Origin of the sequence: Candidatus Williamhamiltonella defendens (assembly GCF_900699045.1) — a bacterium.
GTDB lineage: Bacteria > Pseudomonadota > Gammaproteobacteria > Enterobacterales > Enterobacteriaceae > Hamiltonella > Hamiltonella defensa_A.
The window spans coordinates 26,529-42,425 of the sequence record NZ_CAADHL010000001.1 but is presented as its reverse complement, the minus strand read 5'-3'; the positions used below and the strand labels follow the sequence as shown (position 1 = coordinate 42,425).

Genomic DNA, 15,897 nt, shown 5'->3' with positions numbered 1-15,897 from the left:
AAAAGTGGTAAAATTAATTATTTATTATTAAGCGAGGATAACGCCCGGCCAAACTACAATGAGCCCAGAACCATGAAAAGTGATTTCATTGCGCCTAGAGTGTTTCCTTGAGATATAATCTTGGATTACGCAGGTTTTCGAACATTAGATTCTATTGTGCGTACGTATAAAGTATTTAACACGAATAATTTTATTATTATTATTATTACTCAGCGTTTTCAGTGCGATGGAGCTTTATTTATTGCTCTATATTTTAGAATTTAGGCGGCATATTATATGTCTTGTCTGCTCCTAAAAAATGCTATTGAGTCGTTTTAGGGAGGTATTAGAAAGAATAAATCTCATAACAGATCTTTATATTTTTGATAGGCATCCTTGTTTTTTAGGTCCATTAATCAAGATAACTACAACATCTGACACGACAAAAAAGTATCTTCTAAAAAACTCAAATTTTTAAATAAAAGAATTTTAAACAAAATAGCGCCAATATAATTTAATTGACGCCAAGCTTCATAAATCACAATAGAAACTGCATTAGAAAGATTTATACTACGGCTATTGGTTGCATATGGATTTTTATTTTCTTTTCGGCCGGCAAAAAATTAATAAGCCTAGAAGGCAACCCCCGAGTTTCTAAACTAAACAGTAAATAATTATTTTTTGATAATACACGTCGCTATATAGAGAACAATCTTGGTTTTTAAAGCAAAGAATGAAGCAACACATGTATTATAAAATCTTTCATTATTAAGAAAAGATTGATAGTCAGATAGCTGCTTCACGGCAGTAAATTCGTAATAATCAAGCCCCGAAAGATACAATCTTTGGTTACTTAAAGCAAAACCTAACGACTTCATAAAGTAAAGATGCATCTGCTGTTAGCACATAACCGGATAATATGGCCTATATTAGCAGGGATTTCTGGTTCGAATAAAACAATATTTAATAAATTTTTCATAGTTATAATTCAAATCTAACGATACCGAAGATATGAATTTACTAAATTATGAAGCTCGTTACGCGTCTGCGACCATTAAATATCCGCGCCAACACAACGTCTTAAAGCGAGGAAACGGTCTTTGTGTTCAGGCAATTTTCGACGAAGGTGAGAAATATGTATATCAATGGTATGATTAAAAGGCGCTAAATGTTTACCGAATATCTATTAATTTGCTTTTTTGATACTACCTGCCTTATATTTTTTCTACAAAATAAGATAAAGAAAATTTAGTACCTGTTAAATCTAACACGTGTCCTGAAAAACAAGCCTCTTGTTTTCCTAAATTAAGCTGTAGATCAATCTATATTGACGATACTTTTAGGCTTGATTTTTATTTCTTCTGTTTCATTCGAAGCAGTATGTCGTAAAACAGTACGCATACGAGTAATGAGTTTATAATTATTAAATGGCTTAGCCAAATAATCATCAGCAGCTGACTCTCAAGAAAGTATTAAATCTAAATTGCTGTCAGTTTGACCTAAAAATGACTGGCATTTCATAATTTTTTCTTAATGCTTTTAATATATAAATACCATTCATTTTTTATGGTAGTATCGATTAACACCACATTAATAAAATTATCTAATAAACTAAATGCTTCTTTTGCATCATGAGCTACTATTAACTCAAAAGATTCTATCTCAAGAAATGATTTTAATAATGTAGTCAGCTCTTTATTATCATCTACTTTTACGTATTGTCATATTATTTCCACAGAAAAATCATTCATAATTTGTGCAAATTTAATTTTTACACTTCAATAACTTCAATTTGCGTTTAATCAGGTAGTCTATTTGGCGCTTCCAGCATTTCGCTTGTTCTAATAATGATATGAGTGGCGTTTATTAGGACAGAGTGCTAGTGATAATATCACTTTCCCTACAAAAGTTTTTAAAACGAAAATATTCAACAGAAATTTCATTATGCTAAATAATAAAGAAGCTAAAAAGAGCACTAATTCTGCAGATGGGGCACATGGGTTTAACTTGACTGTAGATTGAAAGTGCTTTTGTTTTTTAAGAATGAATGAAGAGCATAAAAATGCTCTGCAGATTTTTTCGAAACAATAAATAATATGACAATTCTGGTTGTGATCATTTTGTTCTTTGAAAAGAAAATCTATGTTTCTTTATCGGGCTATCTCGCTTTAATATTTTATGGATCTGCTTTTATGATATTAAGTGGAAAAACTAGCGCTATTTATGGGCATCCGCCTAATGTGCAGGGTACTCTCTATTTATTACAGTTAGATGGAGTCACTCTCATATCAAAAGGTGAGTTTTTACATTTATCAGATATTCCAAATAAATTAAAAGTATCGAGCCCTGAATACAGGGCTTAAATTTTTTTGATAAAGACGATAATTTTAGTTTAAGAAGAACGATTTATGTTAATGAAGCCGATATTATTTGGATATATAAAGATGAAAAATGCTAAATAGATAAGAACAATCGAAACCGCTCGGTAAAATAAAAAATATCGAGTCAATGTGCTGGTGCCCGTTGAAGTGTCTAGCGCCACGGGAATTCCTTCTAAAAATAAAATCTCATTTGAGTGGCATGATACATCAGAAATAGCGATTCTATCTAAGATCACCAACATAAAAACTGTTCGTCCTTATCCTGTCTCCAACAGAAAAGATTCTTACGCTCTTACTATCATGGTCACAGACCAACGAAATTAACCTATAGCAAATCATGATGTGCTGATTTCAGTGAATACCGGCATCAAAATTGCTGACACTTATGGTGAAGACTCAATAATGCTGTCTACAATTAGAAAAGGAAAATAAGTGTGAATATAATAAGTGATATCGGCGGTTTTCACACAGCCTGTTCAAAGATTATTAAAAATAAATGGTAATCTCAAATTTAAATAAATTTTATTCAACCATAATATCTTTTGCAAAAAAGAGAAGAGAATATTTCTTTATGTATGATAAAGACGGCTGAAAATATTTTTTTTGATATAAAATAATAAGAAAAAATTTTTGTTTAATTGATATTAAATAAAAAATAAAAGTGATATATTGATTTTATCAATAATTAAGAATTAATAAAAGAATCAAATTTCTTTTTAAATGACCGTAAAGTGAAATTTTTATATATTGCAATCTTATAAGAATAAGTTTTATTTTTTTGATTATCCTGAGTGAATTTTCTATATTTTATCCATTTTAAAAAACTATCTCTTCAATGCTTTTATGTATCATATAATTTTAAATTATCTTACTATTATTTTATTGATTTTAACGAGGTAGATAAGATGAATCAATAACATTAAGTTAAATAAACTTTCTTTAATAAAAGAAAAGTCATTTTTTATTTTTTAACAAATAATTTTTTGTAAAATAACCTAATTTATTGATTGGTTTTTAAAATTATTTAATTTTATTTATTATATTATAGACGATTTATTTTAATAAAAATTATTGGAAATTAAAAAATTCATACTTTCTACCCGGATGGGATTCAATTATTTTTAATAGAAAAAGAAAGATCATCGATTCTATTAATTGCAAGATATATAAAGTGTCATTCATTTTATGATGTTGGCATTAGCGACGCTTTCTTTTACAGGATCATCTGCATGAAAACTTATTGCCGTTAAGCATGTCTGAATATAACTTATTAACTGTTAATCAAGTAGCCAAAAAAATCATTTGACATCCATTTAAGAAATCTTGATCTCAATTTGTTGACAGTGTTTTATGCTGTCATGAAAATGCAAAATGTGACAAAAGCGGCGAATTTACTCGGTATCTCATAACCTGTAGTGAGAAACGCCGTTGCTTGCTTAAAGGTGATGTTGAACGATGAATTATTTCTACGCTATGAGCGTGGCATACAACCTACATTGCGGACCCGTCAACTCTTTTGACCTGTACGTCAAGCGTTACAATTAGTACATAATAAATCGCCGGGTGCGTGTTTTTAACATAAAACCCGCACACGTTTATTTAATTTATTTATTTGTAGTCTTTTAGATGTTTGATTAACCGCACAAATACTCAAGCATATTAAACAATCAGCACCTAATTACGCAGCTGGTTATTTCATCTTTAAATGATAAAATTGAACATCAGCTACGTTATCATGCAACATGAATTTGTGATCAGTTATTCTGAATTTGAGTGTTCAGATTTTCATCAAATACCTTTATTTAATGATGCACTTCTTTTAGTAGTTTCAAAGCATCATCCACGTATTGGCGATACCATCTTTTCCGATGATCTGTTTAATGAAGCGAATGCTATTGTTTCATAGAATGAACAGGATCTTTCAGCGAACATTACTACATTTCTAATGCAATGTGCGCAATCAATAGCATAGAAAGTACAGATATGAGTAGTGTGCTCAATATTATATCTCAAACTTATTTTTTCGCAATTGCGCCTCGTTGGTTGGTACAGGAACAGAGTAAAAGGCTTAACTTAAAATTAGTCGAACTGCCTTAGGAAAATGCGACACGTGCATGTGATCTCAACTGGCATAAATCAACTAATAGAGATAATGGTCATCAATGGATGAAAGCATTATTGAAAGAATTTAGTTTACAAATCTAATATTTTTCTATATCAGTTTATTTTTACTATTGAAATATCAGTATTTTAGTAGAATTGAATATCATTCATTTTTCTTATTTTTTTAAACTATTTCTTAGATTATTACTTCATTTTTATTTTAATCGGCTTTAATCTGCATTTTTTCTTTACTTGACAAAGTTTTTTGACTCTCCATAAACTCGCAAAAAGTGGACATTTGTAGTGTAAAGTGAGTTAACAATGATTATTTTATTTTGAGAGGAGTAAAATAAAAGGAGTCAGTGCAGTGTTTCGTGGTGCGACTATGCTTAGTCTCGATAACAAGGGAAGATTAGTAATTCCTATTCGATATCGAGATATCCTCAAAGAAAAATAACAATCTCGAATGATGTGTACCATTGATCTTCATCAAACCTGTTGAGTACTTTATCCATTTCTAGAATGGGAAAGCATTAAAAAATTATCTGATTTTTCCAGAATGCATCCAGCAGATCGTCGGGTTCAGCGTTTATTATTAGGTTATGCCAGTGAGTGTAAAATGGATAAATCAGGCCGCTTATTGATTTCAATGACTTTGCGTCAACATGCGCAATTAAGCAAGGAAATGATGTTGATAGAGCAATTAAATAAATTTGAAATCTGTAGTAGGCCAAATTGGCAGCAACAAATTAAAGACGACATCACCTCTAAACAACTCGTTCAAGAATCTTTATCTGAACGATTAAAAGGCTTATCTCTGCAAATAACGATATGTCATACCATCAATCATGATTGATAATCAACATAAGACCGTATTACTTTATGAAGCAGTTGACAGTTTAAATATCCAAAACGATGGCATTTATATTGATGCGACTTTTGGCCGTGGAGGTCATTCCTCTCTCATTTTATCTCGTCTTGGATCTCAAGGAAAATTAATTTCTATTGATCGTGATCCAGAGGCTTTTAAAAAAGCGAAATTGATGAAAGATCCCCGTTTTTCTTTTATACAAGGCTCTTTTTCTAATTTATCCCACTATATACAAAAGCTTAACTTAATGAACCGTATTAACGGCTTGTTATTCGATTTAGGGGTTTCATCACCTCAACTCGATGACGCAAAGCGAGGATTTTCTTTTATGCGAGATGGCCCATTGGATATGCGAATGGATCCTTCCTGTGGTTTATCCGCTGCAGAATGGCTGATGCAAGTGAATGTCGAAAACTTGGCTTGGGTATTAAAAAATTTTGGAGAGGAACGCTTTTCAACGCGTTTGGCTAGAGCCATTGTAGAACGTAATCAACTTAATCCTATCAAAAATACTAAAGAATTAGCTGATTTAATCAGTCATGTCATACCCATCAGAAATCATCACAAACATCCTGCTACACGCAGTTTTCAGGCAATTCGTATCTATATCAATGATGAATTGCAAGAAATTTCCTCTGCTTTGGATGCCTCTCTTGAAATTTTATCATTAGGGGGACGTTTATCTGTGGTGAGTTTCCATTCTTTAGAAGACAGGATTGTAAAAAATTTTATACGCCAAAACAGCCGTGGGCCTCAAATTCTTCGTGGATTACCATTAACAGAAATACAAATACAGTCTATCTGGCAACCTAAACTAAAATTGATAGGAAAAACCATACCATCCCAAAAAGAAGTTCTCGACAATCCCAGATCACGTAGCTCGATACTCCGTTTTGCAGAGAGAATCAATTGATGCAAGATCTGCAAAGAAAAAGATTAGTGTCTCTGATAGGCTCGGATTTGGCTAAAAATGCCAAAATGCCACTTATATTACTTTTTGCTGTACTGGTATCCGCTTTATTAGTGGTGGCTAATATCCATCAGACCCGCTTGCTAATTTCGGAACGTGAAGAATTGATTTTGGAACGAACTGCCTTGGACATTGAATGGCGTAATCTCATTTTAGAAGAAACGGCGCTGGGAGATCAAAGCCGGATTGAACGTATTGCAATCAATAAATTTAAAATGCGTCATGTTGAGCCATCAAAAGAATATTTAGTGATCCAAAAACAAAATCTCACTGAATATAAAAACCACCTATCAGATTAAGAAAGATAGTGGATACAAATGGGAAAAAAATTAAAACAACCAAAAGAACAAACTGGCTCTATTATTCGCTGGAGATTTTTGTTGCTTTGTAGTTGTATTTTATTAGCGATATTAGGATTAAAGCTTCGCTTGGCTTATCTACAGATCATTAAAACCGATAAATTAGTCCAGGAAGGTGATCTCAGATCACTACGAGTTCAAACGATGCCAAACCCTCGGGGCATGATCACCGATAGAGCAGGGCGCCCATTAGCGGTCAGTGTTCCGGTGAATGCTATTTGGGCTGATCCTAAAGAGCTCAGTGAAAAAGGAGGTATTACGCCTAACCCCCGATGGGGGGCTTTATCAGATGCATTGGAGCTTCCTATTCACAAACTAATTGAGCGGATTCATAGTCATCCAAAAGCACGTTTTGTGTATTTGGCGAGACAAATCAGTCCTGATATAGCTCATTATATTCAAAAGTTAAAATTGCCTGGGATCTATTTACGCCAGGAATCTCGTCGTTACTACCCTACCGGTCAAACAACAGCTCATATTATTGGCTTAACGAATATAGATGGTCAAGGTATTGAAGGTGCAGAGAAAAGCTTTAATACCTTATTGATGGGGCAGCCGGGTCAACGCGTGGTGCGTAAAGATCGTGATGGTAGAGTGATCGAAGATATTTCTAAAGTAGACTATTATTTAGCAGATCATCTTGTGCTGAGTATAGATGAAAAATTACAAAGGCACGTGTTTCGTGAATTAAATCAAGTGGTTATTGCTCATAAAGCAGAATCTGGCACAGCGGTTTTATTAGATGTAAATACAGGTGAAGTGTTGGCGATGACTAATAGCCCTTCTTACAATCCAAATAATTTAATGAATACGCCTCAAAAAGCGATGCGTAATCGCGCTATTACAGATATTTTTGAGCCCGGTTCCACGGTCAAACCCATGGTCGTTATGGCAGCATTACAACATCGTATAATAGAAAAAGACACTGTTTTGAATACCACTCCTTATTATATTAATGGTCATAAAATTCATGATATTAGTTTCTACCCAAAACTATCTATTACAGAAATTTTACAAAAATCCAGTAATGTTGGTGTGTCTAAATTAGCACTTGCGATGCCTCCGTTATGGGTGTCTGAAATTTATTCAAAATTTGGTCTGGGTAAACCGACCCTGTTAGGGTTAGTAGGAGAAAGCAAAGGCTTATATTTACAAAAAAAACGCTGGTCAGATTTAGATAGAGCCACTTTTTCTTTTGGTTATGGATTGATGGTCACACCACTACAGCTGGCGCGAGTGTATGCGACTATTGGGAGCATCGGGATCTATCGCCCATTATCTATTACTAAGGTTGATACTCCTGTTTCTGGTCAACGTATTTTGCCTGAAGAAATCGTTAAGAGTGTTTTACAGATGATGGAAAGCGTCGCCCTGCCAGGGGGAGGGGGGGGTAAAGCTGCCATTAAAGGCTATCGTATTGCTATTAAAACCGGTACCGCAAAAAAAGTAGGGCCTAACGGAAAATATATTAATCAATATATTGCTTATACGGCAGGGGTCGCGCCTGCTAGTAACCCAAAATTCGCTCTAGTCGTGCTGATTAACAACCCTAGAACGGGGAAATACTACGGTGGGGCGGTCTCTGCTCCTCTTTTTGGGTCTATTATGAACGCTGTATTACGTATAATGAACATTGCACCGGATGCTTTAATTCAAAATGATACTGCATTAGTCATTAAGCATGCAGGAGCCACAAGTGGAAAATCGTAATTTATGTGATTTATTTGCTTCTACTCCTTGGAAACAACAGATCAAGGAAGTACTGCGGCTGGCCACTATCATAATAAAGGGAATAACATTTAAAAGCGATGAAGTCACTACGGGAGATTTATTTGTCGCTATTGTCGGCCATGAAACTGACGGACGACATTATATTACACAGGCTATTTTACAGGGTGCCAGCGCCGTATTGGCTGAAGCAGAAGGCGTAGTGAATGATGATATGGGCATTGATAAAATACAAGGTGTGCCTATTATTTACATTTTTAATTTAAATCAATATTTATCACAATTGGCTGGTGAGTTTTACCATCATCCCGCGTCTAAATTGAATTTAGTAGGCATCACAGGTACTAACGGGAAAACCACTAATACTCAATTACTGGCGCAATGGACCCGGGCTTTAGGAGAAGTAAGCGCTGTTTTAGGCACCTTAGGCAATGGACTTTTGGGGCAATTGTCATCGCATCAAAATACCACTGCCTCTGCGATAGAAGTACAACAAATTTTATCAAATATGCTCACACACAAAGCCACTTTTGCTGCCATAGAAGTTTCTTCTCACGCATTAGTACAACATAGAGTTGCCGCGCTACCTTTCGCAGCGACCGTATTCACTAATTTAAGCCGAGATCATCTCGATTATCATGGCGATATGGTGACCTATGAAGCTGCAAAAAAATCTCTCTTTCTAAATCATGAATCTAAAAATCATATTATTAACGTGGATGATGCAGTTGGTAAGCGTTGGTTATCTGAATTACGAAACGCGGTCGCAGTAAGCACATCTCATCAGATTCATTCTGGATTACAGGGCGCTTGGTTATTTGCTCAAAAAATTCAATATCATGAAAACGGGGTTTTGATTTTTTTTGATTCAAGTTGGGGAAAGGGGGAATTTAAAAGCCCATTTCTTGGTGCTTTTAATGTCAACAATGTATTGCTTACTTTAGCGACATTATTAGCATTAAAATATCCCCTTGATGATTTATTAAAAGCCGCCTCAAAATTACAGCCTATCCCTGGAAGAATGGAGGTCTTCAAAAAAGTCGGACGACCCACTGTTATCGTCGATTATGCTCATACTCCTGATGCACTGAAACAGGCACTAGCTGCTTCTCGAATGCATTGTCAAGGAAAGCTGTGGTGTCTATTTGGTTGTGGCGGTGATCGTGACAAAGGCAAGCGGCCATTAATGGGAAAAATCGCAGAAACACTGGCTGATCAGATGGTCATCACAGAGGATAATCCCCGTACTGAATCGCATAAAATGATTACTGCTGACATTCTCAAAGGGGTATTAAAAATAGATCGAGCTTCTGTGATCCAAGATCGTACAGAAGCAATTACCCATATCCTCAATCATGCAATGCCAGAAGATGTCATCTTAATCGCAGGAAAGGGACATGAAGTCTATCAATTCATTGAAAATCAGAAATTAGATTATTCGGATCGTGCCACGGTCGCGCGTTTAATGGAGGGTTGAGATGATCCCAACTTTTTTGAAAGAGCTTGCTGAGGTGCTTCAAGTTCATTCGATTGGGGATAACATGCCTATCACACAGATAGGGATTGATAGCCGTGCTATTAAACCAGGGGCTTTATTCGTTGCCTTGAAGGGAGAAAAATTTGATGGTCACCATTTTACAGACGAAGCCCAATCTCATGGTGCCGTCGGGTTATTGGTAGAACGCTTATTACCCATCAAATTGCCGCAAATTGTTGTTCCTAATACTTTAAAAGCGCTCTGGCAATTAGCAGCATGGGTTCGCCAACAGGTCAACCCTCGTCTAGTTGCCTTAACCGGTTCTTCTGGAAAAACCTCCGTCAAAGAAATGACGGCCGCGATTTTACGTCAATCTGGACATGTTCTTTACACCAAAGGCAATTATAACAATTGCATTGGGGTTCCACTCACACTATTACGCTTAACCCCGGAACATGATTTTGCAGTATTAGAATTAGGCGCCAGCCAACCAGGGGACATTGCGGATACTGCCGCATTAAGCCGTCCAGAAAATGTATTGATTACGAATTTAGCGCAAGCACATTTGTCCGGTTTTGGCTCTTTTAAAGGGGTTGCGAAAGCAAAAGGAGAAATTTTAACAGCGCTTGCACCAACAGGGACTGCGATTATCCATGCCAGCAGCCATGATTGGCCCAAATGGAAGTCGGTTTTTCGTGGAAAGCGACTCTGGCGTTTTTGTTTAGAAAAAGGAAAAGAAATCGATTTTTTTGCGAGCCACATCTCAAAAATGCCACTGGCTACAGATTTTACTTTGCATTCTCCCTTAGGATCCCAAAAAATATATTTACCATTGCCCGGGCTTCACAATGTTTTGAATGCGCTAGCCGCGAGCGCCCTGGCTATTTCGGTAGGAGCAGATTTATCGGCCATATCTAAAGCGCTATCAGAACTCAAACCTATGCTTGGTCGAGCATTCCCGATTATCTTGGGGCCTGGCAAATTACTGCTAGATGACACTTATAACGCGAATGTCGGCTCTATGATCGCGGCCACGGAAATGATGTCGAACATGCCGGGTTATCGCGTTATGGTGGTTGGAGATATGGCAGAATTAGGGGAACAATCAAAAAATTGTCACAAAAAAATAGGGAACGTCATGCGTCAAGCAGGAATCGATAAAGTGTTCAGTTTTGGATATTTAAGTAAATTTATGACAGATAGCATTGAGCATGGAGAACATTTTACTAGACGAGAAAAATTAATTAAACGAGTGCAAGATTTACTATTAGGGCATTCAGAAATAAGCATTTTAGTGAAAGGCTCACGGAGCTCAGCCATGGAAAAATTGGTTTTAGATATTAAGGAGCAGGCATCATGCTAGTCTGGTTTGCAGAATATTTGGTGAAATTTTACTCTGTGTTTCATGTCTTTGCGTACTTAACTTTTCGAGCTATTGTTAGCTTGCTAACAGCACTCTGCATTGCCTTATGGACGGGCCCTTCTTTCATTCGTTGGTCGCAAAAATTACAAATTGGTCAGGTCATTCGTGATGATGGGCCCCAATCACATTTTTCTAAAAGTGGCACACCTACCATGGGCGGATTAATGATCCTTCTGTCTATTTTGATTTCTGTAGTGATCTGGGCTAATCCTGCAAATCCTTATGTTTGGTCTGTACTGTTTATTTTAGTCGGCTATGGTTTCATTGGTTTTATCGATGATTATAGTAAAGTGGTCAAAAAAAATGCACGGGGATTATCTCCTCGCTGGAAATATTTTTGGCAATCCATCCTGGCTTTATTGCTGTCTTTTTTTCTATATAGCCTCGGAAAAAATACACCGGCAACGCAATTAGTGGTGCCTTTCTTTAAAGAAATTATGCCTCAATTAGGTTTACTTTACGTTTTATTAGCCTATTTTGTCATCGTAGGGACCAGCAACGCAGTTAATCTGACCGATGGGTTAGATGGTTTAGCTATCATGCCGACTGTTTTGGTCGCGGCAGGTCTTGCTCTGGTGGCTTGGGCAACAGGAAACATTAATTTCGCACATTATTTACACATTCCTTATCTACGCCACGCAGGCGAGCTTGTTGTGGTATGCACGGCTATTGTAGGGGCAGGGCTCGGCTTTCTCTGGTTTAACACTTATCCTGCGCAGGTATTTATGGGAGATGTCGGGTCGTTAGCCTTAGGAGGTGTATTAGGGACAATTACTGTACTTTTACGTCAAGAATTTTTATTGATTATTATGGGGGGAGTCTTTGTTATTGAAACCTTATCGGTCATTCTACAGGTGGGATCTTTCAAATTAAGGGGAGAACGTATTTTTCGCATGGCACCCATTCATCATCATTTTGAACTCAAAGGCTGGCCAGAACCAAGAGTGATTGTCCGTTTTTGGATTGTTTCCTTGATGTTTGTATTGATCGCATTAGCCACTCTAAAGGTCAGGTAATGAGACCCCATTATCAGGGACAGAAGATTGTCATCGTTGGATTAGGATCCACAGGTCTTTCGTGCCTTGATTTTTTCCTCTCACGAGGAATAGTGCCGCGGGTTATGGATACCCGTGCGAGTCCTCCTGGCTTGAGTGCTGTACCCTCCCGTGTCGACTGTCATCTTGGTGGATTCCATGAAAAATGGCTTATGATGGCAGATGTGATCTTGTTAAGCCCAGGTATTTCACTAGCACATCCCATGCTCCAAGCGGCCTCAAAAAAAGGCATCGATATCATTGGGGATATCGAATTATTTTGTCGTGAAATTCCATCAGTTCCTGTGGTGGCTGTAACCGGATCTAACGGTAAAAGCACAGTCACTACTTTAGTAACGCAAATGGCTAAAACGGCAGGTTGGCCCGTTTCTATAGGAGGGAATATCGGCATCCCTGCTCTTAAGCTGTTAACACAAAAAAGCCGTCTTTTTGTATTGGAGCTTTCCAGCTTTCAATTAGAAACCACTCATACTTTATCTGCCAAAGCCGCCACCGTTCTCAATATCACCGAAGATCATACCGATCGTTATCCTTTGGGTTTAAACCAATACCAAGCGGCCAAATTACGTATTTATCAAAATGCCCACACGGCTGTCATTAATGCCGATGATCCTCTGACTTTACCCAGAAATGGAACACAAAAAACAGCTACTAAATTTGAAGTGTCTTTTGGCCTAAATCAGGGGCAATATCGGTTACATCAAGACGGCCATGATTTTTGGTTACAGGCATTAGATCAAAATGTATTGAACACAAAAGACATGAAGCTTATCGGTAAACATAATTACCTCAATGCATTGGCGGCATTGGCATTAGCGGATACGGCGGAGATACCTCGTGAAGCCAGTTTGAAAGCATTAATTGAATATCCAGGGCTCCCCCATCGTTTCGAAAAGATTTTTGAAAAAAATGGTGTTTGCTGGATTAATGATTCAAAAGCGACGAATGTCGGCAGTACCAGTGCTGCCATCAAGAGTGTGCAGTGTCAAGGCACGTTACATTTATTGTTAGGAGGACAGGGCAAATCGGCTGATTTTTCGATACTGCAACCTGACTTAAACCACAATAGAATTCAAATTTACTGCTTTGGTCAAGGCGCTGAAACCTTAGCCGCACTCAGACCAGAGGTTTCGCAACGCACAGAAACTCTAGAACAAGCGATGAAATTATTAAAATCTCGTTTAAAAAAAGGGGATACGGTTTTACTCTCACCTGCTTGCGCTAGTTTCGATCAATTTTCTGATTTTGAGCAACGTGGGCAAGAATTTTCTCATCTGGCAAAGGAGCTCGGCGCATGAACCTCTTCTCTTTTTTCAGAAAATTAAAAAAACATTCGACTCATGATGCTTTTTACGATCGTTTTTTGCTTTGGATGACATTATGTTTAGTGGCACTAGGATTTGTGATGTCCACCTCTGCTTCCATGCCGGTCAGTCAGAGATTAAACGGAGATCCCTTCTTATTTTCTAAACACAGTGCCGTTTATTTTAGTCTCTCTTTTTTCTTCTCTCTCTGCGTCTTAGAAATTTCGATGGCACATTGGCAGCGTTACGCTTATGTGTTTTTATTAATCAGCATCTCGATGTTGGTGACAGTGTTATTTATAGGGCATTCTATCAATGGTGCCTCACGCTGGATTGCCTTAGGGATAATTCGGATTCAACCTGCAGAATGTGTCAAATTATCTTTTTTTTTATATCTATCTCACTACCTTGTTCGAAAAGCAAAAGAAGTCCGCCGTTATTTTTGGGGATTTTGTAAACCTATTGGAGTGATGCTGATTCTGTCGATTTTGTTATTAGCTCAGCCAGATTTAGGCACTGTACTCGTCATGTTCATGACCACCTTATCGTTGCTTTTTTTAAGCGGGGCAAGGCTCTGGCAATTTTTAGCCATAATTATCTCAGGCCTATTGAGTGTATTTTTATTAATTATTTTAGAACCTTATCGTATGCGGCGTGTCACATCATTTTGGGATCCTTGGGCGGATCCTTTCGGCAGCGGCTATCAACTCACACAATCTTTAATGGCATTCGGCCGTGGTGAATTATGGGGTCAAGGCTTAGGCCATTCTATCCAAAAATTAGAATATTTGCCGGAAGCGCACACTGATTTTATTTTTTCTATTATCGGTGAAGAACTGGGTTATCTGGGAGTAATCGTAGTTTTATCCCTGATATTTGGGATCTCTTTTCGCGCTTTGTTTATTGGTTATCGAGCATTAAAATTTGAACAACAATTCTCTGGTTTTTTAGCCTGTGCGATCGGGATCTGGCTGAGCTTTCAGAGCTTGATTAACGTAGGCGCCGCCTCGGGATTATTACCCACTAAGGGGTTAACTCTGCCATTGATTAGTTACGGAGGATCGAGTGTAGTGATGACCATGATCGCCATTGCCGTGCTGCTACGTATTGATTTTGAGACTCGTTTGGCTATGAGCCAAGCCTTTGCGAGAAGTAAAACATGACACAGAAGAAAAAACACTTGATGGTATTGGCAGGGGGTACAGGGGGCCATATTTTCCCAGCTCTGAGCGTCGCTCATCATCTGATGGCAGAGGGATGGCATATTCGTTGGATGGGCACAAAAAACAGAATGGAAGCCACTTTAGTGCCTCAGCATGGAATTGAAATCGATTTCATTGAAATTTCTGGTTTAAAAAATAAACGCTTTTTATCTCAAGTATGGTCTTCATTAGAAATTTTTCGGGCGGCATGTCAAGCTAAAAAAATTATTAGGGCTTATAAACCGGATGCCATACTGTGTATGGGGGGCTATGTTTCTGGTCCTGCAGGCTTGGCTGCATGGCTATTAGGCGTGCCACTGGTAGTTCATGAGCAAAATGTGATAGCAGGTTTGACAAATCGTTGTCTGAGCAAAATGGCCAAAAAACGCTTACAGGCTTTTTCTGGGGCTCTTTCAAATGCAGAAATAGTTGGGAACCCTGTTAGAGCAGAGCTGTTAAAATTACCTCTTCCAAATGAACGCTTTTCTGAGCGTTCAGGCCCATTGCGGATTTTGGTTTTAGGAGGAAGTCAGGGCGCAGATATACTGAATCAAATGATGCCATCTATCACTACGCATTTAGGAGAAAAAATCCTTGTTTGGCACCAAGTTGGCAAAAATCGGGCACAACATGTTCTGCTAGCTTATCAGAACAAAAAGCAGTCCCCTTACAAGGTGGTCGAATTTATTGACTGTATGGCTAAAGCTTACTGCTGGGCGGATGTTATTTTTTGCCGCTCCGGTGCTTTGACGGTCAGCGAAGTTGCCGTAGTAGGTTTGCCAGCAATATTTGTTCCCTTTCAACACACAGATCGTCAGCAATATTGGAATGCTTTGCCTTTAGAGAAAGCAGGGGCAGCAAAAATAGTAGAGCAAAATAAACTCAGTATAAAAACTATCGTCAATTTACTGGAGAGTTGGGATCGTTCGACATTGCTCAGAATGGCAGAAAAAGCAAAAACAGTGGGAAAACCTGATGCCACCGAGCAGGTTGTCTCTGCCATAAAATCGGCTATTAAAACAAATAATTTTTCATAGAGTCAAAA

General features: G+C 37.5%; 9 protein-coding genes and 4 pseudogenes. 12 read left to right on the top strand and 1 reads right to left on the bottom strand.

Translation table 11 applies throughout. The features are described 5' to 3' along the window. Positions 1–404: 404 nt before the first annotated feature. A pseudogene (locus CICURV3402_RS06260) lies at positions 405–958 on the bottom strand (TrmH family RNA methyltransferase). Positions 959–2,075: 1,117 nt separating this feature from the next. Here CICURV3402_RS06260 and CICURV3402_RS00170 point away from each other — a divergent pair. From CICURV3402_RS00170 to murG, 12 genes and pseudogenes are all read left to right on the top strand, one after another. After that, the gene (locus tag CICURV3402_RS00170) at positions 2,076–2,342 is read left to right on the top strand and encodes a hypothetical protein (RefSeq protein ID WP_158379380.1); all 267 of its coding nucleotides are present in this window, start codon (positions 2,076–2,078) and stop codon (positions 2,340–2,342) included. Between the two features lie 1,270 nt (positions 2,343–3,612). After that, positions 3,613–4,565 (top strand): annotated as a pseudogene (leuO, locus tag CICURV3402_RS00165) (transcriptional regulator LeuO). 265 nt (positions 4,566–4,830) lie between these two features. Next, positions 4,831–5,319: pseudogene (mraZ, locus tag CICURV3402_RS00160) on the top strand (division/cell wall cluster transcriptional repressor MraZ). Then, on the top strand, positions 5,312–6,247 hold the full coding sequence (gene rsmH, locus CICURV3402_RS00155) for a 16S rRNA (cytosine(1402)-N(4))-methyltransferase RsmH (RefSeq protein WP_158379379.1): 936 nt from the start codon (positions 5,312–5,314) through the stop codon (positions 6,245–6,247). Before mraZ ends, rsmH begins: the two are co-directional and overlap by 8 nt. Further along, the gene (gene ftsL, locus CICURV3402_RS00150) at positions 6,247–6,603 is read left to right on the top strand and encodes a cell division protein FtsL (RefSeq protein ID WP_158379378.1); all 357 of its coding nucleotides are present in this window, start codon (positions 6,247–6,249) and stop codon (positions 6,601–6,603) included. Before rsmH ends, ftsL begins: the two co-directional genes overlap by 1 nt. 18 nt (positions 6,604–6,621) lie before the next feature. Then, positions 6,622–8,373, top strand: coding sequence for a peptidoglycan glycosyltransferase FtsI (ftsI, locus tag CICURV3402_RS00145; protein ID WP_158379377.1), 1,752 nt, complete (start codon positions 6,622–6,624; stop codon positions 8,371–8,373). Continuing rightward, positions 8,360–9,868, top strand: coding sequence for a UDP-N-acetylmuramoyl-L-alanyl-D-glutamate--2,6-diaminopimelate ligase (gene murE / locus CICURV3402_RS00140; protein WP_158379779.1), 1,509 nt, complete (start codon positions 8,360–8,362; stop codon positions 9,866–9,868). Before ftsI ends, murE begins: the two co-directional genes overlap by 14 nt. 1 nt (position 9,869) lies before the next feature. Then, positions 9,870–11,231 (top strand): UDP-N-acetylmuramoyl-tripeptide--D-alanyl-D-alanine ligase, encoded by a 1,362-nt coding sequence (murF, locus tag CICURV3402_RS00135; RefSeq protein WP_158379376.1) that lies wholly within the window; start codon positions 9,870–9,872, stop codon positions 11,229–11,231. Further along, positions 11,225–12,307 carry a phospho-N-acetylmuramoyl-pentapeptide-transferase gene (gene mraY / locus CICURV3402_RS00130; RefSeq protein WP_158379375.1) on the top strand — a complete coding sequence of 361 codons (1,083 nt, stop codon included), beginning with the start codon at positions 11,225–11,227 and terminating at the stop codon, positions 12,305–12,307. The genes murF and mraY overlap by 7 nt, the downstream gene beginning before the upstream one ends. Continuing rightward, complete coding sequence (gene murD / locus CICURV3402_RS00125; protein WP_158379374.1) at positions 12,307–13,644, top strand: UDP-N-acetylmuramoyl-L-alanine--D-glutamate ligase; 1,338 nt, start codon at positions 12,307–12,309, stop codon at positions 13,642–13,644. The genes mraY and murD overlap by 1 nt, the downstream gene beginning before the upstream one ends. Before the next feature lie 35 nt (positions 13,645–13,679). After that, a pseudogene (ftsW, locus tag CICURV3402_RS00120) lies at positions 13,680–14,813 on the top strand (cell division protein FtsW); the annotation flags it as partial. Continuing rightward, a complete protein-coding gene (gene murG / locus CICURV3402_RS00115) occupies positions 14,810–15,889 on the top strand; it encodes an undecaprenyldiphospho-muramoylpentapeptide beta-N-acetylglucosaminyltransferase (RefSeq protein WP_158379372.1) in 1,080 nt (359 codons plus the stop codon). The pseudogene ftsW and the gene murG, both read left to right, overlap by 4 nt. The last annotated feature ends 8 nt before the right edge of the window (positions 15,890–15,897 follow it).